Origin of the sequence: Tsukamurella soli, assembly GCF_039541155.1 — a bacterium.
Classification (GTDB): domain Bacteria; phylum Actinomycetota; class Actinomycetes; order Mycobacteriales; family Mycobacteriaceae; genus Tsukamurella; species Tsukamurella soli.
On the sequence record NZ_BAABFR010000019.1, the window covers coordinates 23,467 to 41,239 of the forward strand.

The following is a 17,773-nucleotide window of genomic DNA, read 5'->3' on the forward strand; positions in this document are numbered from 1 at the left end:
TGCGCGTGGTTCACGCAACGCGCAACAGCGCCTCCGCACGGCAACGCGCCCAGGTCTCCGCCGCCAGCACGTCGGCGACGTCGCGCGGCGGCGCCGCCCACTCGTCACCGTCGGACACCACGCGGGCGACGGTGTCGACGATCGCCAGGAACGGGATCCGCTGGTCGAGGAACGCCTGCGCAGCGACCTCGTTCGCCGCGTTGAACACCGCCGTGAGGCTGCCGCCGCGCTCCCCCGCCACGCGGGCGAGGTCGATGGCGGGGAACGCCTCGTCGTCCACGGGGTCGAACGTCCAGGTGCTCGACTGTGAGAAGTCGCACGCCGCCGACGCCCCGGGAACGCGGGCCGGCCAGCCCAGTGCCAGCGCGATCGGCAGCTTCATCGAGGGCGGCGACGCCTTGGCGATGGTCGCGCCGTCCACGAACGTCACCATGGAGTGCACGATCGACTGGCGGTGCACCGTGACGTCGATGCGGTCGTAGGGGACGCCGAACAACATGTGGGCCTCGATGACCTCGAGCGCCTTGTTCATCAACGTCGCGGAGTTGAGCGTGATCATCGGGCCCATCGACCACGTCGGATGCTTCCCGGCCTGCTCCGGCGTCACGCCGGCGAGCTCCGCACGGGTCCGCCCGAAGAACGGACCGCCGGATGCGGTGAGGACGAGCCGGTCCACCTCGTCGGCCGCGCCGCCGCGCAGACACTGCGCGATGGCCGAGTGCTCGGAGTCGACGGGGACGATCTGTCCCGGCGCCGCCGCGTCGAGGACCAACGATCCCCCCGCCACCAGGCTCTCCTTGTTGGCCAGGGCCAGCCGTGCCCCCGTATGCAGCGCGGCGAGGGTCGGCCGGAGCCCGAGACTGCCGACCACGCCGTTGAGCACGACGTCCGCCTCCGCGGTCTCGATCAACCGCACCAGCGCGTCGTCACCCCGCAGCACCCCTGCCACGCCCGCGGTCCGCTCGACCTCGTCCGCCCGAGCCGCGTCGGCGACCGCCACCCGATCGCCCGGCAAGCCCAGCGCCACGATCTGCCGGGCGAGCAGGTCGACGTTGCCGCCGCCGGCCGCGACGCCGACCACGGTGAACCGGTCGGGGGCGGCGGCGATCACCTCCAGCGCCTGGGTGCCGATCGAGCCGGTACTACCGAGGATCAGCACGCGCGTGGTCACCCGGACGAGGGTAGACGAGTACCTGTCGGAAACGTCGCACCCAGCGACGAGCAAGCGCGAAACCGAGGCGCCACAGCCCCCGTCTCGACCGAGCGGCGCATCTCGGGTTCCGCCGGCACCGAGAGGTAGAGCCCCCACGGCCGGCGTCGGCGAGCGACTGATCTCTTGGGCCTCGCGTCCGTACTCTCCCCGACAACCGGCTGCACTCTCCCCGACAACCGGCTGCGCCCTCGACATCCGCCGCAAATCCGCAGGCCTGCACCCGCACCATGCTGGGGGTCGGCCGTGTTGCGACGCCGATGCGCTCATCAGCGCGTACGGCTTCGACCACATCGAGCAGTCCTACGACCGTGCCGTCACGGATCTGACCAGCTTGCCACCCAGATCGCGACCCGTGTCGGGTTCCTCGGAGCGCGGATCATCATCGTCCGCCACGGACAACCCATACAACGTGATCAGCCCCGTCGGAGCGGCTCCTGCGGCGGCCTGTACGGCCTGACAGGCAGTGGCTACGCTCTCCTCGCCGTCGAAGCCCACCCTCAGCCGCGCGGATCCACGCGGAGGCAAGACGACGGACGTCTGCGCACTGCCGGCACGATCCGACCAAACTCATACTCGCGCCGATATCGACGCACCGTCCACAAGATTCTCAGACCTTTATTTGGAACAGGTAAATAGCCCGGTCGGGTTCTACACCAATTCGCATTACCTCGGGCTATTTCCGAGATCCCCCACGCCGGCATTACGCGCGAACCGAACCGGCACCGACCTCTTGACAGTTGATCACGCGTACGCGTACGATATCGGACGCGCTGTTCGATAGCCTTAATAGTCGGCCCTCTCGGCACCTCAGGGGAGGCCCTAGCGAAGTCCGCTTGAGGGGATCCGTGTCGATCCAGCGAGACATAGAAGCACGGAAACCATCATTCGAGATTTCATTATGGGAGGAAGTCGATGACGCGCAAGGTTCTAGTCGTCGGCGCGGGGGTCGTGGGTACAGCGACTGCGTTCGGATTGATCGATCGCGGTCATGACGTCACACTTGTCGATATCGCTGAGGACAGGGTCAGCGCCCTGCAACGAAACGGCTATCAAGCGGTGACTCCCGACGATATGAATTTCGATGACGTCGACGTGGCATTCGTCTGCGTCCCCACCCCGACAGATCACGGGACCGGCACCGACCTAGCACCGGTACTCGCGGCGACACAGAGCATCGGAGAAAGGATTCGGACTGCGACGAGGAATTTCCCGGTGATCGCGTTCAGGAGCACTGTCCCGCCCGGTACTGTCCGCCAGTCCCTCATTCCTTTACTCGAGGAGACCTCAGGAAAATCAGCTGGCCACCAATTCGGCGTCGTCTACAATCCCGAATACCTCCGGGCAGCACACGCGCGCGAGGACTTCCTACATCCGAGAGCCGTAACGATCGCCAGCCTTTCCGAGAACGATAGATCGCATCAGATAGTCGCCGATATAGTAAGCAGTTTCTGCGCGGACATCCATTGGCTGCCGTTCGAAGCGGCAGAATTACAAAAATACATCAACAACGTCGGTAACGCGATCAAGATCAGCACCTACAATTGGTTCCGCCTACTGGCCGATAAATGCGGACTAGAGACGGAATTCATCCAGCGAGCATTCGAAATCAGCGTATTGAGCGCCGAAGGACTTTGGAACCCTGCGTATGGCACTCGAGACTTCGGTCCGTACAGTGGAGGATGTCTGCCGAAGGACACGCTCGCACTTTTGAATTTCGCGAGTGACCTGGGTGTTGATACCGCACTGATTGAAGCCACGCAGGCGGTCAACGGCATGTGGCAGGGGACCGAATCTGCATGAATTCCTCAACCGTGCTGCTGGTTTTCCAGTGGCTGCTGTTCGGTTCCTTCCTGATTCCGATCGTTGAGGTGATAGCAGCCTTCACCGGCGCCACGTGGTCTCACGTGGCGTACACGCAGACTCCTGGCAAGTTCACTCAGATGATCATACAGATCACCACCGTCGGAAAAGAACCGGAACTGGTTCAGATGACGATAGACAAGTTGCGGGAATACCGGCTCCATATCTCTTTCGAGATATGGGTAGTCGTCGAACCGGGACACTTTATCGACTACACCGACGCAGAGGTGTTCGTCGTACCCGAAGGATTCTCGTGCAGGCCCATTGATAAAGCCAGAGCATTGGAGTACTCCCGCCTCGTCCGCAAGAGTCGCCACCTGAACACCAGCGCGGTGAAGATCTTGTTCGTCGACGACGATACGCTTCCGTCGGCCAGCTATATCGGCAAGGCGTTCAATGGCGACTACGACCTGTGCCAGGGGATCACGGTGCCCAGTAGATGGTACGGAACAGGGAATTGGAAGCATCTCTTCATCAGCCACCTCGATGACATTCGAACACGAAACTGCCTCATCTACTGCTCGTGCACACAAGGCATGTCTCAGAAGCCATTGTTCGTACATGGCGAAGGGCTGTGCATCACAGGGCGCGCCGAGGATATAGTTACGTGGGACCGACCTATTGTCGCATCTGACGACTTGGTGTTCGGCACGAATGCAGCTCATATCGGTCTGACCTGGGGCTACTTCTATGCAGCAATCCAACTCGTCTCGCCTTGGAGTTGGAAGGAGTTCTTGGACCAGCGTTGGCGATGGACGTGGGGAAATTTCGACGCAATAGCACGGCGCGATATACTGCCGCGCGCATACGCCTACTTCATCGCGTTGCGGTACGCCGCAGGGCTTGCGTCGGTTATCGCTTCTTCTATAGGGTCAGCACTTCTACTCACCGGCGTGGCTCGAGTGCCACCGCAAGCACACAAGGTATTCCTGATATCGTCCGCCTGCCAGTTCCTCAGCTATGGTGTGGCCGGGTGGATAAACTCAGGAGGGCAGCCCAACCGAGAGCTGCGCGCCACCGCAGCGAAATATTGGCTATTCAGGCTTGTACAGACGATTTTCGCGATCGCCTTCACACCGGTTAATGCGATTATTCCTATGTGCGTCGTGGTGTACTGCGCTCTCCGCGGTCGGCCGAAGCGATTCATGGTGATAAAGAAGTCGAACCAGATAATGGTGCGATAGCCCTTGCGCATGTCTCCTACATCCGGCCGCACAACACACGTGAGGGGTCACGGTAAATGTCACCGCGCCGCAGCTCGAAGAAGTCCCGAGACAACGATCTTCGCCGGTACATCGGCACACTCATACTGCTCACGATTCTCACCTCAGCCACGGCACTTCTAGCGTCCCTCGCGTGTGGAGTCGGCAGCACTGGGTGGAAACTGCATAACCTGCGCGTCGTCTGGGAGACGGCCGCTGTCGCTTTAGTGGTGCTCGCCGGTGTCCTGTGGCTTCACATCGGTCACGAAGCAAGGCGCTACGAAGAGCTCGCCAGAATACGCGCCGAAAATAAGATACAGAACGCCCCCTTTAAGCAAGTCCAGCGCGGCGCGCGTTTCGCACCGTATCTCGTCGTTGCCGCCCTTGTACTTCTGGTCGCGAGTTCCGGGTCTGGCGCACAGATGGTGCGCGGCACGACTTCGACGGCATTGCGCCAGGAGGCGCAGTCCGGATCGGGATACGTATTCCAGAAGGGTGTACAAGTGCGATTGGACACTCGAGGAGATTCGACAGTTATGAACAACGTCGCCAAAAGATCTGTATCGTATGTCTCTGGCCTTGGTGCCAATTCGATCGGTATCACGATCCCGATTTATGTCGATGGAGATCGCCCGACTAAAGTCTATGCGGGACCTCGAACCGCGACCCCGGATGGACTCAGGATATTGCTCGAATACGCGAGGGCGAAGCAGCTGCGGACTATGGTCCGGTATATCGTGGATGACAACAGCGTCAGAGCGGACGGCGCCGATGACGCTTGGAGAAAGTCGATAGCCCCGGTCAACGTGACGAAGTGGTTCACCGACTATCAGACACTCATCGACTCGTATCTGCCGACTATAATTGGACAGCACGTGGACGAGTTCGTCGTGGGGACGGAGCTAGGATCACTGAATATATACCCCAGTCAGTGGCGGCGACTATGCGAACACATTCGACAGGCTGGCTATCGCGGCTTGTTGACCTACGCCCTGAACTGGGACGATCATGACACCGCGAGGATGCCGTTCACATCCTGGGGAATAGACGCATATCCAAGAACATCACTAGGGGACAGCGCTACCGTTGGTGAGCTGCGGACCGCGATTGCGGAATGGCTACAAACAGTCCCCCGCGCCGTTCGCTCTGAGTTGACCTTTCAGGAAGTTGGTATAAGTGCCCTGCCGAACAGCTATAAGACACCCTGGTTCGTCTCTGCGGGGCCGGTGACACAGCGACTACGCCCGGTAATGCAGGCACGCTGGTTTCAGGCCATGTGCGACGTCGCCAAAACTAGCTCTATACATGGGATCTATTACTGGGTCGTGGACACAAACCGGGACCCCACAACGGCGAACCCCAAGACTGACCCGCCGGACAACTGGATCGGCCGGCCTGCTGAAAATGTGATCCGGAGATGTTTCCACGAGTGACGCGACTGAGGTCTTTCCTACATCCTGAGACCGGCTCCTGGCAACTCCGCGCCCCTCATGACCTCGCGGTCTACGCCCAGGCCAAACGGTGCGGACAGCAGGGGATCGAACACTACGATTCCGACCCTTGGCGATTCGCGACTGAAGCCCGGCCTCCCCGGACGTGAAGCAGGCATGATTCCTCCGAAGGGCGCGGCTGCCAAACCCGCTCACCACACACATCGACAATCGCGCGCACCCGACCGGGATGCAGGAGGAACAGCGACTCGATAGTTGCCGCCTGACCGCTGTCGCAGCCGGCTCTACTGCGGGTCGGCCAACCTCACCGACTCCACCGCGACCACCGCCACCGTCGGGACAGGGCCGTAGACGTGCGGGAACAGCTCCGTCACCCCGGGCGCGGGCGGCTCCCAACGGACCTCGGCGGTCAGCCGCGCCTCGTCGATCGACAGCAGTACCAGCGCGTCGTCGGGCAGGTCGGAGTAGAAGCGCTCACGCACCCCACGCCACTGCTCGGCGGTGGAGCAGTGCACGAATCCGACCTGGGTCAGGGTCGCGCCGCGGGTGGACACGGCGTACTCGCCGACGGCCTGCGCGGCCCGCCAGTCGTCGGCCAGGGCGAGGTGCAAGAGCATGTCGCGGACACTAGCGCAGCCGTGTACCGCGTTCCGCGCAACACGTGGCGCCCGCGGTACGACAGCCGGTCGTAGCGGGATAGACTTCGAACGAAACCGGCCCGCCCCGATAAGGAGACCGCAGTGGCAACCACCGACCTCGAGCGTCAGAGCACTTCCAAGGTCGACCTCGCCGACGCTCCGTCGCGAGACTGGGGCTGGCACGGCACCAATCGCAACGCAGCCAGGATCGCCGGCATCGTCGTCGCGATCTGCCTGGTGTGCATGCTCCACGGCAACCAGATCGGCCACGTCGAGGACATCTGGCTCGTCGCCTTCGCCGTGGTGATCGTGTTCGTCATCGCCTGCGACTGGGTCTCAGGCCGCGGCAAGTGGAAGAGCGGCCGCCGGAACGTCTAGCGCGGGCCCTGTAGCGCACCGGCCGCCCGGGCTACCGCTCCTCGGCCGCCAGCTGACCGCAGGCGGCGGCGATCTCCTGGCCACGGGTGTCGCGCACCGTGCACGACACCCCCTGCGCGATGACGCGGCGCACGAACTCGTCCTGCGCGGGCTTCGGCGAAGCGTCCCACTCCGATCCCGGAGTCGGGTTCAGCGGGATCAGGTTCACGTGGACCAACGGGCCCAGCGCCCGGTGTAGCTTCTTCCCCAGCAGGTCGGCGCGCCACGGCTGATCGTTCACATCGCGGATCAGCGCATACTCGATCGAGACCCGGCGCCCCGTCTTGTCCGCGTAGTACCGCGCCGCGTCGAGCACCTCCTGCACACTCCAGCGGTTGTTCACGGGCACCAGTGTGTCGCGCAGCTCGTCATCCGGGGTGTGCAGCGACACCGCGAGCGTGACCGACAGCCCCTCGTCAGCAAGCTTCCGGATGGCGGGCGCGAGCCCCACGGTGCTGACGGTGACCGAGCGCTGTGAGATGCCCAATCCACCCGGCGCGGGCGACGTGATCCGACGGACGGCGGCGACGACCCGCTTGTAGTTCGCGAGCGGCTCGCCCATGCCCATGAACACGACGTTGGACAGTCGCCCCGGGCCGCCGGCCACGTCACCGTCGCGCATGGCCGCCGCGGCGGCGCGTACCTGATCCACGATCTCCGCCGTCGAGAGGTTGCGATCCAGGCCGCCCTGCCCCGTCGCACAGAACGGGCACGCCATGCCGCACCCGGCCTGGCTGGAGATGCACAGCGTGGCACGGTCGGGATAGCGCATCAGCACGCTCTCGAGCAGCGTGCCGTCGTGCAGCCGCCACAGCGTCTTGCGTGTCGTGCCACCGTCGCAGTCCAGGTGCCGAACGGGTGTCATGAGCCGCGGAAAGAGCTCCTCCGCGACCTGGGGGCGCACCGCGGCCGGCAGGTCCGTCATCCGGGCGGCGTCGGCGTCCAGGCGGCCGTAGTAGTGCCGCGCCAGCTGGTTCGCCCGGAAGCCGGGCAGGCCGAGCGCGATGACGGCGGACTTGAGCTCGTCGTCGGTGAGGTCGGCCAGATGACGGGGCGGGCGGCCACGCTTCGGCGCGTCGAAGACCAGCGGCAGTGAGGTGCTCATATCGGCCCTAGTGTCCCACGTTCGCCGGACCTGCGAAAATCGCGCGACGCCCGGCACGCCCGGCCGGGGACGCGTCCTCCGCACGATCGGGCCGCGCGGTGGCAGGATGGAACCATGACCGACAACGACGACACCCACAGTGAGCAGCGCTCGGTCCCCGTGGTGCCGGACACGGTGCACGCCGGTCCCCGCTTCCCCGACGCCTATGACCAGGTAAAGCACACGAAGTCCGCGGCCCTGTGGTCCGGTCTCGTCGTCGGCGCGATCCTGCTGCTGGTCCTGCTGGTGTTCATCATCCAGAACACCACCTCGTCGCAGATCAAGTTGCTGTTCTGGCAGGTGAACCTGCCGTTGGGGGTGGCACTGCTGATCGCGGCGATCCTCGGGGCGCTGCTGGTGGGCCTCGCGTCGGGTATCAGGATCGTGCAGCTGCGCCGGGCGGCGAAGAAGCTGCAGTGAGTCGGCTGGTCAGCTGTGCAGCAGCGCGCTGAGGACGGTCCACACCACCACGGCGCTGGGCAGTAGCGAGTCCAGGCGGTCCATGATTCCGCCGTGGCCGGGAAGCAGCGTCCCCATGTCCTTGATCCCCAGGTCGCGCTTGACCTGAGACTCGAGCAGGTCACCGAGGGTCGCGGTGAACACGACGACGGGGCCGAGCAGCAGGCCCCACAGCGGCTGCACATCGAACAGGAACTGCAGCACCAGTACGGCACCGACGGTGCCCACCACCAGCGACCCGGCGAATCCCTCCCACGACTTCTTCGGGCTGATGGCGGGGACCATGGGGTGCCGGCCGAACAGCACGCCCGACGCGTAGCCACCCACGTCGGAGCAGACGACCAGGATGATCAGCGCCGCGACCCGCTGCGGGCCGTGGTTGGTGGGCAGCACGAGCATGGCGCCGAAGCTCGCGAGCAACGGGATCCACGCGAGAATGAAGACGGTGACCGAGCTGTCCCGGGTGAACTGCGTGGGCCCGGGAGCCGAGGGTCCGTGGTGCAGTAGCCGCCACACCAGGCACACGACCACTGTCGCCACGAATGCGAGCAGCACCCCCTTGGTGCCCCAGGGCCAGCTCAGCCACATGATCGCCTGGCCGCCGATCAGCATCGGCCACAGCTCGAGGTCGACGCCGGACTGCCGGAAGCGCTTGACCACCTCCCACTGGGCGATGCCGATCGCGGCCGAGGCCAGCAGGATCCACACGTGCGGCGCGAACACGAGGATCAGGACGATCACCGCGCCGAGGCTCACGCCGACGGCGATGGCGACGGGCAGGTTGCGCCCGGCGCTGATCTTGCGCTTCTCGGGTGCACTCGCCTCGCCCGGCGTGGCCGGATCGGCGCCGGGCGTCGGGCGCCCCTCGGGCTGTACGGTCACGTGGGTCTCCGTCATCGTCGGCGGCAGTGGTGGGGGCTGGGGGCCTGGCGTCATCGGCCAGGCTAGACCTCCATCAGGTCCGCCTCTTTGCGCTTGACCAGATCATCGACCTGCGCGGTGTACTTCGCGGTGGTCTTGTCCAGGTCCTTCTCGGCGCGGGCCACGTCGTCCTCGCCGGCGTCGCCGTCCTTGACGATCTTGTTCAGCTGCTCGTTGGCCTTGCGGCGCACGTTGCGTATCGCGACCTTCGCGTCCTCACCCTTGGACTTGACCTGCTTGACGAGGTCCCGGCGGCGCTCCTCGGTGAGCTGCGGGATGGCGATGCGGATCAGCTGCCCGTCGTTGGTGGGATTGACCCCCAGGTCGGAGTTGCGGATCGCGGTCTCGATGGGGCCGAGTTGGTTGGACTCGTACGGCTTGATCACGATCAAGCGCGCCTCGGGCGCAGTGATCGACGAGAGCTGGGTGATCGCCGTCGGCGAGCCGTAGTACTCCACGACCACCTTCGAGAACATGGCCGGGTTCGCACGGCCGGTGCGGATGGACTGGAAGTCCTCGCGCGCGACGGAGACGGCCTTCTCCATCTTCTCCTCGGCGTCGAACAGCGCTTCGTCGATCACGGGTTCTTCCTGTCCTGTCGGTTGGTTTCGTGCGGTGACCCGGGTGGCGTCCGGATCACGGCCGCACCAGTGTTCCGATCTTCTCACCCGCGACGGCCCGAGCGATATTGCCCTCGATCAGCAGGTTGAACACCAGCATCGGCATCTTGTTGTCCATACACAGACTGAACGCAGTCGCGTCCGCCACCTTGAGCCCACGCTCGAGCGCCTCGCGGTGCGTGATCTCCGTGAACAGCTTCGCGTCCGGATTGGTCCGCGGGTCGCTGTCGTACACGCCGTCGACCGCCTTGGCCATGAGCACGACCTCGGCGCCGATCTCCAGTGCGCGCTGCGCCGCCGTGGTGTCGGTCGAGAAGTACGGCATGCCCATCCCGGCACCGAAGATCACCACGCGCCCCTTCTCGAGGTGCCGCTTGGCACGCAGCGGCAGGTACGGTTCGGCGACCTGCCCCATCGTGATCGCCGTCTGCACCCGGGTGTCTACGCCGCGCTTCTCGAGGAAGTCCTGCAGCGCAAGACAGTTCATGACGGTGCCGAGCATCCCCATGTAGTCCGAGCGGTTGCGTTCGAGACCGCGCTGCTGCAGTTCGGCGCCGCGGAAGAAGTTGCCGCCGCCGATCACCACCGCGACCTCGGCGCCGCTGCGCGCGACGTCCGCGATCTGGTCCGCCACCGTCGAGACCACGTCCGGGTCCAGCCCGACGGCGCCACCGCCGAACATCTCACCGCCGAGCTTGAGTAGCACCCGCTTGTAGCCCTTGCGCCCGCTGTCGTTCGCCTGGTCGTCCGACGTCACCTTGTGTCCACGCTCCTGATCGCTGAAGTCACTACCGAGCCGCCAGCCATCCTATGCGGGACCCGCCGGGTGTCTGCGCGACTCCCCCGGTCAGCGGCGCCCGCGCAGCGTGTCCTCGATGAGGTCGCCCATCGCACGCTGGCCCGTCACCGTCGGATGCAGGCCGTATGCGTCGGGGCCGTTGCCCCGCAGATCGACGCCCTGCAGCGCGACGTAGGGGTGCGGAGTGCACGCCGCGTGGTCGGTCGGCGGGGCGATGTAGACCAGATGCAGGTGGGCCGCGACGTCGTGGACCAGCCCCTCGAGCCCCAGGTACCAGACGCGCCAGGCGTCGACATTCGCGGGCGGGATCTTGGCGCCGGCCAGGCAGCCGGGGTCGATGGTGCCGGTCAGCGGGAACAGCGGGAGGTAGCCGACGACCACGATCGCCGCCAGAGGCGCGTACCGGTGCAGCATCTGCAGCGTGGCGATGTACTGCGCCCGTACGAACGCCCAGCCCTGCGAGCCGGGCAGGTTGGTGCGCGCGTACTCGTCGCAGCGCGCGTCGGGGGTGACGAAGCAGTGCGTGATCACTCCGCCGAAGCCCAGCGAGTTGGCGCCCGCGAGCACCGTGATGAGACGGGTGAACGGGCCGATGCCGTAGATCTGCGGCGCGTTCTCGATCTTCTGGCTGGGCACGGTGAGATCGTCGAGGGTGGCGCCGGAACACGCCCGGTCGGTGAACGACACCGGCTGCAGCCGCTCCGCGAGCACGTGCCCCAGGTCGTCGGCGTTGCGGGCGCAGAAGTCCAGCGGCAGCCGCTTCCGGAACGAGCCGGCGGCCGCGTAGCTGTCGCCGAGCGACACGTACTGCGCGCCGCCCGGCAGGTCGGGGATGTAGTTGATCCCGTCGGTCTGGTAGCGGATCCAGTGCGAACCCGTGCCGATCAGCGGGGACCGCGTGGAGACCGCCGCCACGAGCAGGAGCACGAGCGCGGCTGCGAGGGCCCGACGGGGCGCACCGGACATGCGGGGCAGGGGCGGTCGCCGGCGCCGAGTCGGCGCCCCACCCGTCTCCGAGGCAGTGGGGGAACGCAGATCGGGGCCCGCGCTCACCACACCGTTCCGTGCACCGGCAGTCCGTGGCCCGGCAGGAGGTGGGCGACCGGCAGTGCGCGGAGCCGCTCGGCGGTGGCCGGCGCGTCGGCGGCGTCGAAGGTGATCGGGGCGAGCAGCGCCCGACCCCGCGCGGTGGCGACCGCGTCACCCGAGATCAAGGCGCCGGTGGACACGTTGAACAGCACCACGCTGTCGGGAGTGTGTCCGGCTGCGGCATGGACGGTCCAGGCGCTGGCGCCGGGCACCGCGATACCGTCGGCCAGCGAGCCGATGGGGGCGGGCCCGGTCCAGCGCCACCCCAGCGGAGTGCCGTATCCGGCGCGCAGCACGTCACGCGCCGACGAGCGCAGCACGTCGAGGTCGATCGGTTGCCCCACGAGCACCGGCGCGAACCCGAGGACCGCGCTGGGGACCGACGGCGTCTTCTCCCCACCTACGTAGTCGAGGGTCTTGGGCGCGACGTTGACGGCGGCGCCGGTCATCGCGGACAACGTCGGAGCGCCGCCCACGTGGTCCGTGTGGCCGTGGGTCGCGACGATCGCCGCCACGTCCACCGCGTGGGAGCCGAGGTACGCGGTGACGTCGAGCGCCATCCGGCGGGTGCCCGGATCGACGACGACGGGGCCGTCGTCGCCGTCGAGTACGTAGCAGTTGAATATCCACCGGGACAGCCGGGTGATCCCGAGCTCGGGCATGCGGTCGACGATCAAGGACACACGCGCACCCTACGCGAGGCGGCTGGAGACCACCGGGGAGGCGACCGGGCGGTGTGCAAGGAACGCGCCGGGCGGTACGGACAGGAAGCTGCGGAACTCCCGGCTCAGGTGTGCTCCGTGAGCGCCCGCACGGTGGCCCAGCTGGTGCGCACGATCGTGGCCCACGCGGCCGCCGCGTCGGGCTGCGGGCGCGGCCTCGGCCATCCGTCGCCGCCCGGCACACCTGGAACGACACCGCGGACGCGATACCCGCTCGGTCAGCCGTCGTAGGTCCCGAAGCTCCACACATTGCCCTCGGGATCGGCGATGGTGAACCCGCGCGACCCGTAGTCCTCCTCGGTCATGGGGCGGACAAGCCGCGCGCCCAACGCCTCAGCGCGCGCGAAGACAGCGTCCGGGTCGCGGGCGACCACGTATACGCTGCCGACTCCGGGCGCCCACGGGAACGACGGATCGTCGGAGCGCGCAGAGTAGAGCATCACCCGGCCGCCGTCGGGCCACAGCATCTCGGAGTGCACCACCTCCCCGGGTCCGTCCCCCTCCACGAGGATGCCGGCCTCGAACCCGAGTTCCGCCAACCATTTCCGTGCGGCGAGCGGATCTTCGTAGGTGAGGCCGGGCCAGATGTTCGGGTCTGTACGTGTAGTCATGCCTCCAGGGTGCCCGAGCGTCGGCCACGATTCCTTAACGAATCGGCATACGGGAGGTGCATGATGGAGCCATCCGGACAACCATGTCCGGATCTGTGAAGGAGACATGGCATGGCACGGCTGGACGGCAAGGTCGCATTCATCACCGGCGTCGCGCGTGGCCAGGGCCGCGCCCACGCGGTCCGGATGGCCCACGAGGGTGCGCAGATCGTCGGCGTCGACCTGACGGGCCCGCTGCCCGCGGCGGTGCCCTACGACTCTGCGACGCCCGCGGACCTCTCCGAGACCGCGCGGCTGATCGCGGCAGAGGGGTCGGAGTCGTTGCTGACCCGGGCCGACGTGCGCGATCTCGAGGCGCTGACCGCGGCGGCGTCGGACGGTGTCGCGCGGTTCGGCGGGCTCGACGTGGTGGTGGCCAACGCCGGCATCTGCCCGCCGCAGGCGTGGAACGCGATCGAGCCGGCCGACTTCGCCGCGGTGATGGACACCAACGTGACCGGCGCATGGAACACGGTGATGGCCACGGCGCCGCACCTGGTGACCCGCGGCGGCGGGTCGATCATCCTCACCAGCTCGGCGGCCGGGATCAAGATGCAGGCGTTCATGGTGCATTACACGACGTCCAAGCATGCACTGGTGGGCATGGCGCGCGGCTTCGCGGCCGAGCTGGGTCAGTACGACATCCGCGTCAACACGCTGCACCCGGGCCCGGTGAACACGCCGATGGGCTCGGGTGACATGGCGGGCGCCATCACGCGGGCCACCGAGACCAATCCGCGGCTGGGCGCAATGATGGGCGGCTTCCTCAACCAGTGGATCGCCGAGCCCGAGGAGATCGCCGCGGTCGCGGCGTTCCTGGCCTCCGACGAGTCGAAGTTCATGACCGCCCAGCGCATCGTGATCGACGGCGGCAACACGGTCTTCTAGACCGTCCCTCTCGTTCCTCGAGACCGGCCTCGTGCAGTACGGGCGCTCCGCAAGCTCCGCGCCTAGACCTCCTCCGGTGCCTCGAGCAGCGACCACCGCTCCCCCAGCCGCGGCCGCAGGTACGCCGCGAAGTAGCCGGCGGCGACCGCCAGGATCCCGAGTGCGACGGCGATCGGCGTCCAGTCGGTGCGCACGGACTCGAAGACGACGAGCACCATCGCCGCGATCACCACGAGTGGCGGCACCGGCCACCACGGCATGCGGTAGGTGCCACCGCGCTGCCGCGAGCGCACGCGCAGCGCCGCCCCGGCGACGGCCACGTATACCGGGATCAGCGTGGCACCGGTCGCGGCGATGAGCCACGACATCGGCATCACCGCGGCGATCACCGCGCTCAGGGCTCCGACCACGAGCGTCGCGACGACCGGCACCTGCGTGCGCTTCGAGACCGTCGCGAGCAGGCGGTCGACTCCCGCCGGCCAGCTACCATCGCGGGCCGATGCGAACAACAGCCGCGAGATCTGCAGGATGATCGCGATGACGGCGTTGATGATCGCGATCGCGATACCCACGCTGACCGCGGCATTCACCGCGTGGCCGGCGCGCGTCTCGAGCAGGTAGTTCATCGGCGCAGCACTGTGCAGCAGATCGGTCAGCGACGGTGCGCCGACCACCACCGCAATCAGGGGGACGACCTCGATGACCACGGCACCGATGAGGCAGGCGATCACGACGCGCGCGATGACCTGGGTGGCGTCACGGGTCTCCTCCGCGTAGTAGACGGCGGCGCCGTAGCCGTTGTAGGCGAACAGCGCGACGGGGATCGCTGCCACCACGACGGCGAATCCCGCCGGGCCGAGGCCCGCGCCGGCCGCGGTCGTCGCGTGCACCAGCGCACCGGCCCCACGCTCGGGGTGGCGGAAGCCGACCACCGTGAGCACGACGATCGCCACCACCTCTACGACGAGGAAGATGCCGGTGACCCACGCGTTGGTGCGGATGTTCGCGAGCGCGATCACCGTCGTCACCACGATGACACCCACGCCGATCCACTTCCCGTTCAGCGCCGGGATCGCGACCCCCAGGTACTCGCCGGTCCCGAGGGCGACGACGGCGGTGATGAGCAGGCCGGCCACCAGCGTCAGGCCGAACACCGCGAAGCCCGTGGTGCGCCCGAGCAGCCGGGCGGCCCACGTGTACTCGCCGCCCGTGATCGGGTACCGCGACGACAGCTCCGCGTAGCAGAGCCCCACGGCCACGCACAGAGCCGCCGCCGCGAGCATGACCAGCACCGATGCGCCACCCACGCCCAGCAGGATCGTCGGCACGATGATGAACACGCTCGACGCCGGCGTGATCGACGACAGGGTGATCAGCACCGTGTCGCGCGCCGACAGGCTCCGTGACAGTTCCTGCGTGTATGCGAGCGGCACATCCAGCTGCTCGGGCTTCCGACCGGTCACGACGCCTCCCGCTTGCCGATTATTCTTTCATTCATAGTCAAAGAATGACGGAACAATCGCTGTGTAGCCATGTTTTCTCGAAAACTCTGTGTTAACGTCGAGTCAGATCAAGGAGGTGCGGTGGCACGACGGAAGAACCAGACGGCCGCGCGGGAGGCACTGATAGCGGCCGCGATGACCGCGCTCGACGAGGGTGGCCCCGGCGACCTGCAGATCCGCGACGTGGCCCGCGTCGCCGGGGTGACCCCGGGGACCGTGCACTACTACTTCGACGACCGCGACACCCTGCTGCGGGCCGTGCACGCCGCGGCGTCGGACCGCTTCTACTCCGCCCGGCTCGAGCGCGTCACCACCATCCCGGACGGCCGCGCGAAGATCGAGGCACTCATCGAGTCGGGGCTGCCTGCTGCCGACGGTGACCCGCTGGTCCGTTCGCTCTACCGGCTGGCCGGCTACCGCGCGGCGACCGACGATCACGGCGACCTCCTCGGCGCGTTGTACGACAAGCAGGTCGCGGTGTACGTCGGCGCTCTGGAAGTGGGCGTGGCGCAGGGCTTCTTCCACCTGATCGCCCCCGTGATCACGATCGCCCGCCACCTGGTCGCACTGGAGGACGCGTACGGGCTGCACATCATCGGGGGCAACCGCACGCTGACTCGCGTGGATGCGATCGAGCTGATCGCCGCCTACGCGCGCATGGTGACCGGCTGCCCGGACATCCACGCCGCACCCGAGGACGGCGCGGGCGATCCGGAGGACGACCCAGACCCCGAACCCACCGAGGAGCCCGCACCGTGACGACCACCGACGCCCCGTCTCCCGCCACCCATTCGCCGTCGGGCCGGCCGCGGCCGCGTGCCCTCGGGTGGGCGGCCGACGGAACCCCCGGCGAGTGGAACGCGATCACCGACGTACCGGGCGTGGAGGTCGGGTACCGAACGCTGATCGGCCCGGCCGGCACCGTCCGCACCGGCGTCACCGCGATCCTGCCGCGCGGCCGCGCCGGAGTGGGCCGCCCGGTCGCGGCGGGTACCGGCGTCCTCAACGGCAACGGTGAGATGACGGGCACCGCCTGGATCGCCGAGACCGGCCAGCTCGGTCTGCCGATCACCATCTCGAACACCCACGCCGTCGGCGCCTGCCACACCGGGACCGTGCGGTGGTGCAGCCGCCATCACCCCGACCTGGCGCGACAATGGCTGCTGCCCGTGTGCGCCGAGACGTGGGACGGGTATCTCAACGACATCAACGGCGAGCACGTGACCCCGGACGACGTGTGCGCAGCGCTCGACGCCGCCGCGCACGGCCCCCTCGCCGAGGGCTCGGTGGGCGGCGGCACCGGCATGAACTGCTATGGCTTCAAGGGCGGCAGCGGCACGGCATCGCGGCTCATGCCGTTCGGCGACGCGACCTACACGGTCGGCGCGTTCGTGCAGGCGAACTTCGGCTCACGCGCGGAGCTGACGATCCGTGGCCGGCGCGTCGGGCCGGAACTGGATGTACCCGCGCCGATCGAGGAGGACGACTGGCTGTACGGCGACCGGACGCCGGGCGGCGCCGGGTCCGTCATCGTCGTGGTCGCCACCGACGCCCCGCTCACCGGGCACCAGTGTGCGGCCCTCGCGCGGCGGGTGCCCCTGGGACTGGCGCGCACGGGCACCACGGGCAGCGTCTTCTCCGGCGACCTCTTCCTCGCGTTCTCCACCGCCAACGACCGCCCGTCCGACACCGCCTTCCCGCAGGGCGAGCCGAGCACCGCGGAGCTGGTCACCTCGGTGGCGCTGCCGTGGAACCGGATCGACGCACTGCACACCGCCACGGTGCAGGCCGTCGAGGAGGCGGTGCTGGGTGCGCTGGTCGGCGCCGACACGATGACCGGCCGCGCCGGACACACCTCCTACGCACTCCCGGTGGACGCCGTGCAGGCCCTGCTCGACGCCTGACCGCGAGGACCTGTCGCGATGCACCGCACCGACCGTGTCCGGGGGTGTCCGCCCACCGCTCTAGCCGGCCGATCATCCAACGGTCTGGCACGCGACTCCCGACGTAAGTGTACAAAGCGACAAGAACCGGCGCCCGCGCAAGCGATTCGGCCACCGCAACCGCGACACGATCCGCTCGAATACGAGGAACCCGCTCCTGCTCGTGAGACCCGCCGCTGCGGGGGCGGCCCTCACGGGGACGAGCGGAGGATCCCGGATCGAGCGGAGGATCGCACAGTGCCGAGATACAGAACG

Annotated in this window: 19 protein-coding genes; 9 read left to right on the forward strand and 10 right to left on the reverse strand. The window is 67.3% G+C overall.

The annotated features are described in order from the left end of the window. Positions 1 to 10: 10 nt before the first annotated feature. A complete protein-coding gene (dxr, locus tag ABD908_RS08200) occupies positions 11 to 1,171 on the reverse strand; it encodes a 1-deoxy-D-xylulose-5-phosphate reductoisomerase (protein WP_344993549.1) in 1,161 nt (386 codons plus the stop codon). 954 nt (positions 1,172 to 2,125) lie between these two features. On the opposite strand from dxr, the gene ABD908_RS08205 reads away from it, so the two are divergent. Genes ABD908_RS08205 through ABD908_RS08215 form a run of 3 tightly spaced genes read left to right on the forward strand, consistent with a single transcriptional unit; the run spans position 2,126 to position 5,708 of the window. Next, the gene (locus ABD908_RS08205) at positions 2,126 to 3,013 is read left to right on the forward strand and encodes a 2-dehydropantoate 2-reductase N-terminal domain-containing protein (protein ID WP_344993552.1); all 888 of its coding nucleotides are present in this window, start codon (positions 2,126 to 2,128) and stop codon (positions 3,011 to 3,013) included. Continuing rightward, positions 3,010 to 4,257, forward strand: coding sequence for a glycosyltransferase family 2 protein (locus ABD908_RS08210; RefSeq protein ID WP_344993555.1), 1,248 nt, complete (start codon positions 3,010 to 3,012; stop codon positions 4,255 to 4,257). Before ABD908_RS08205 ends, ABD908_RS08210 begins: the two co-directional genes overlap by 4 nt. A gap of 56 nt (positions 4,258 to 4,313) precedes the next feature. Next, the gene (locus tag ABD908_RS08215; protein ID WP_344993558.1) at positions 4,314 to 5,708 is read left to right on the forward strand and encodes a glycoside hydrolase family 113; all 1,395 of its coding nucleotides are present in this window, start codon (positions 4,314 to 4,316) and stop codon (positions 5,706 to 5,708) included. A 302-nt stretch (positions 5,709 to 6,010) separates the two neighbouring features. Here the strand turns inward: ABD908_RS08215 and ABD908_RS08220 are convergent, their stop codons facing one another. Then, positions 6,011 to 6,343, reverse strand: coding sequence for a DUF952 domain-containing protein (locus tag ABD908_RS08220; protein WP_344993560.1), 333 nt, complete (start codon positions 6,341 to 6,343; stop codon positions 6,011 to 6,013). 123 nt (positions 6,344 to 6,466) lie between these two features. Here ABD908_RS08220 and ABD908_RS08225 point away from each other — a divergent pair, with 123 nt between their 5' ends. After that, positions 6,467 to 6,742 carry a DUF2631 domain-containing protein gene (locus tag ABD908_RS08225; RefSeq protein WP_344993563.1) on the forward strand — a complete coding sequence of 92 codons (276 nt, stop codon included), beginning with the start codon at positions 6,467 to 6,469 and terminating at the stop codon, positions 6,740 to 6,742. A gap of 31 nt (positions 6,743 to 6,773) precedes the next feature. Here the strand turns inward: ABD908_RS08225 and rlmN are convergent, their stop codons facing one another. Further along, the gene (gene rlmN / locus ABD908_RS08230; protein ID WP_344993566.1) at positions 6,774 to 7,886 is read right to left on the reverse strand and encodes a dual-specificity RNA methyltransferase RlmN; all 1,113 of its coding nucleotides are present in this window, start codon (positions 7,884 to 7,886) and stop codon (positions 6,774 to 6,776) included. A 114-nt stretch (positions 7,887 to 8,000) separates the two neighbouring features. Here rlmN and ABD908_RS08235 point away from each other — a divergent pair, with 114 nt between their 5' ends. Continuing rightward, positions 8,001 to 8,345 carry a LapA family protein gene (locus ABD908_RS08235; RefSeq protein WP_344993569.1) on the forward strand — a complete coding sequence of 115 codons (345 nt, stop codon included), beginning with the start codon at positions 8,001 to 8,003 and terminating at the stop codon, positions 8,343 to 8,345. 9 nt (positions 8,346 to 8,354) lie between these two features. Here the strand turns inward: ABD908_RS08235 and ABD908_RS08240 are convergent, their stop codons facing one another. From ABD908_RS08240 to ABD908_RS08260, 5 genes are all read right to left on the reverse strand, one after another. Further along, on the reverse strand, positions 8,355 to 9,281 hold the full coding sequence (locus tag ABD908_RS08240) for a phosphatidate cytidylyltransferase (RefSeq protein ID WP_385924387.1): 927 nt from the start codon (positions 9,279 to 9,281) through the stop codon (positions 8,355 to 8,357). Between the two features lie 47 nt (positions 9,282 to 9,328). Beyond that, the gene (gene frr, locus ABD908_RS08245) at positions 9,329 to 9,886 is read right to left on the reverse strand and encodes a ribosome recycling factor (protein WP_344993574.1); all 558 of its coding nucleotides are present in this window, start codon (positions 9,884 to 9,886) and stop codon (positions 9,329 to 9,331) included. 55 nt (positions 9,887 to 9,941) lie between these two features. Beyond that, complete coding sequence (gene pyrH, locus ABD908_RS08250) at positions 9,942 to 10,682, reverse strand: UMP kinase (protein ID WP_344993576.1); 741 nt, start codon at positions 10,680 to 10,682, stop codon at positions 9,942 to 9,944. 90 nt (positions 10,683 to 10,772) lie between these two features. Further along, entirely contained in the window at positions 10,773 to 11,690 is a 918-nt protein-coding gene (locus ABD908_RS08255) for an SGNH/GDSL hydrolase family protein (RefSeq protein ID WP_344993578.1), read from the reverse strand. 83 nt (positions 11,691 to 11,773) lie between these two features. Further along, positions 11,774 to 12,496, reverse strand: coding sequence for an MBL fold metallo-hydrolase (locus ABD908_RS08260; RefSeq protein WP_344993581.1), 723 nt, complete (start codon positions 12,494 to 12,496; stop codon positions 11,774 to 11,776). Between the two features lie 117 nt (positions 12,497 to 12,613). On the opposite strand from ABD908_RS08260, the gene ABD908_RS08265 reads away from it, so the two are divergent. After that, positions 12,614 to 12,766 carry a hypothetical protein gene (locus tag ABD908_RS08265; RefSeq protein WP_344993583.1) on the forward strand — a complete coding sequence of 51 codons (153 nt, stop codon included), beginning with the start codon at positions 12,614 to 12,616 and terminating at the stop codon, positions 12,764 to 12,766. Here the strand turns inward: ABD908_RS08265 and ABD908_RS08270 are convergent. Continuing rightward, positions 12,754 to 13,146, reverse strand: a complete 393-nt coding sequence (locus tag ABD908_RS08270) for a VOC family protein (RefSeq protein WP_344993586.1) — start codon at positions 13,144 to 13,146, stop codon at positions 12,754 to 12,756. The genes ABD908_RS08265 and ABD908_RS08270 overlap by 13 nt on opposite strands. Positions 13,147 to 13,257: 111 nt before the next feature. Here ABD908_RS08270 and ABD908_RS08275 point away from each other — a divergent pair, with 111 nt between their 5' ends. Next, positions 13,258 to 14,073: a mycofactocin-coupled SDR family oxidoreductase gene (locus tag ABD908_RS08275; RefSeq protein WP_344993589.1), complete on the forward strand. Its 816-nt coding sequence runs from the start codon at positions 13,258 to 13,260 to the stop codon at positions 14,071 to 14,073. A gap of 62 nt (positions 14,074 to 14,135) precedes the next feature. Here ABD908_RS08275 and ABD908_RS08280 read toward each other — a convergent pair whose 3' ends face one another. Beyond that, a complete protein-coding gene (locus ABD908_RS08280; RefSeq protein ID WP_344993592.1) occupies positions 14,136 to 15,536 on the reverse strand; it encodes an APC family permease in 1,401 nt (466 codons plus the stop codon). Between the two features lie 120 nt (positions 15,537 to 15,656). Between ABD908_RS08280 and ABD908_RS08285 the strand changes: the two genes are divergently transcribed. Together ABD908_RS08285 and ABD908_RS08290 are read left to right on the forward strand one after the other, a co-directional pair. Continuing rightward, positions 15,657 to 16,334 (forward strand): TetR/AcrR family transcriptional regulator, encoded by a 678-nt coding sequence (locus tag ABD908_RS08285; protein ID WP_344993595.1) that lies wholly within the window; start codon positions 15,657 to 15,659, stop codon positions 16,332 to 16,334. After that, complete coding sequence (locus tag ABD908_RS08290) at positions 16,331 to 17,479, forward strand: DmpA family aminopeptidase (RefSeq protein ID WP_344993597.1); 1,149 nt, start codon at positions 16,331 to 16,333, stop codon at positions 17,477 to 17,479. The genes ABD908_RS08285 and ABD908_RS08290 overlap by 4 nt, the downstream gene beginning before the upstream one ends. The last annotated feature ends 294 nt before the right edge of the window (positions 17,480 to 17,773 follow it).

What these genes read in the sequence shown, in the direction of transcription:
- ABD908_RS08205 (WP_344993552.1), top strand. Translation starts at nt 2,126, where the DNA reads ATGACGCGCAAGGTTCTAGTCGTCGGCGCGGGGGTCGTGGGTACAGCG.
- ABD908_RS08210 (WP_344993555.1), top strand. Translation starts at nt 3,010, where the DNA reads ATGAATTCCTCAACCGTGCTGCTGGTTTTCCAGTGGCTGCTGTTCGGT.
- ABD908_RS08215 (WP_344993558.1), top strand. Translation starts at nt 4,314, where the DNA reads ATGTCACCGCGCCGCAGCTCGAAGAAGTCCCGAGACAACGATCTTCGC.
- ABD908_RS08220 (WP_344993560.1), bottom strand. Translation starts at nt 6,343, where the DNA reads ATGCTCTTGCACCTCGCCCTGGCCGACGACTGGCGGGCCGCGCAGGCC.
- rlmN (WP_344993566.1), bottom strand. Translation starts at nt 7,886, where the DNA reads ATGAGCACCTCACTGCCGCTGGTCTTCGACGCGCCGAAGCGTGGCCGC.
- ABD908_RS08235 (WP_344993569.1), top strand. Translation starts at nt 8,001, where the DNA reads ATGACCGACAACGACGACACCCACAGTGAGCAGCGCTCGGTCCCCGTG.
- ABD908_RS08240 (WP_385924387.1), bottom strand. Translation starts at nt 9,281, where the DNA reads ATGACGGAGACCCACGTGACCGTACAGCCCGAGGGGCGCCCGACGCCC.
- ABD908_RS08255 (WP_344993578.1), bottom strand. Translation starts at nt 11,690, where the DNA reads ATGTCCGGTGCGCCCCGTCGGGCCCTCGCAGCCGCGCTCGTGCTCCTG.
- ABD908_RS08270 (WP_344993586.1), bottom strand. Translation starts at nt 13,146, where the DNA reads ATGACTACACGTACAGACCCGAACATCTGGCCCGGCCTCACCTACGAA.
- ABD908_RS08275 (WP_344993589.1), top strand. Translation starts at nt 13,258, where the DNA reads ATGGCACGGCTGGACGGCAAGGTCGCATTCATCACCGGCGTCGCGCGT.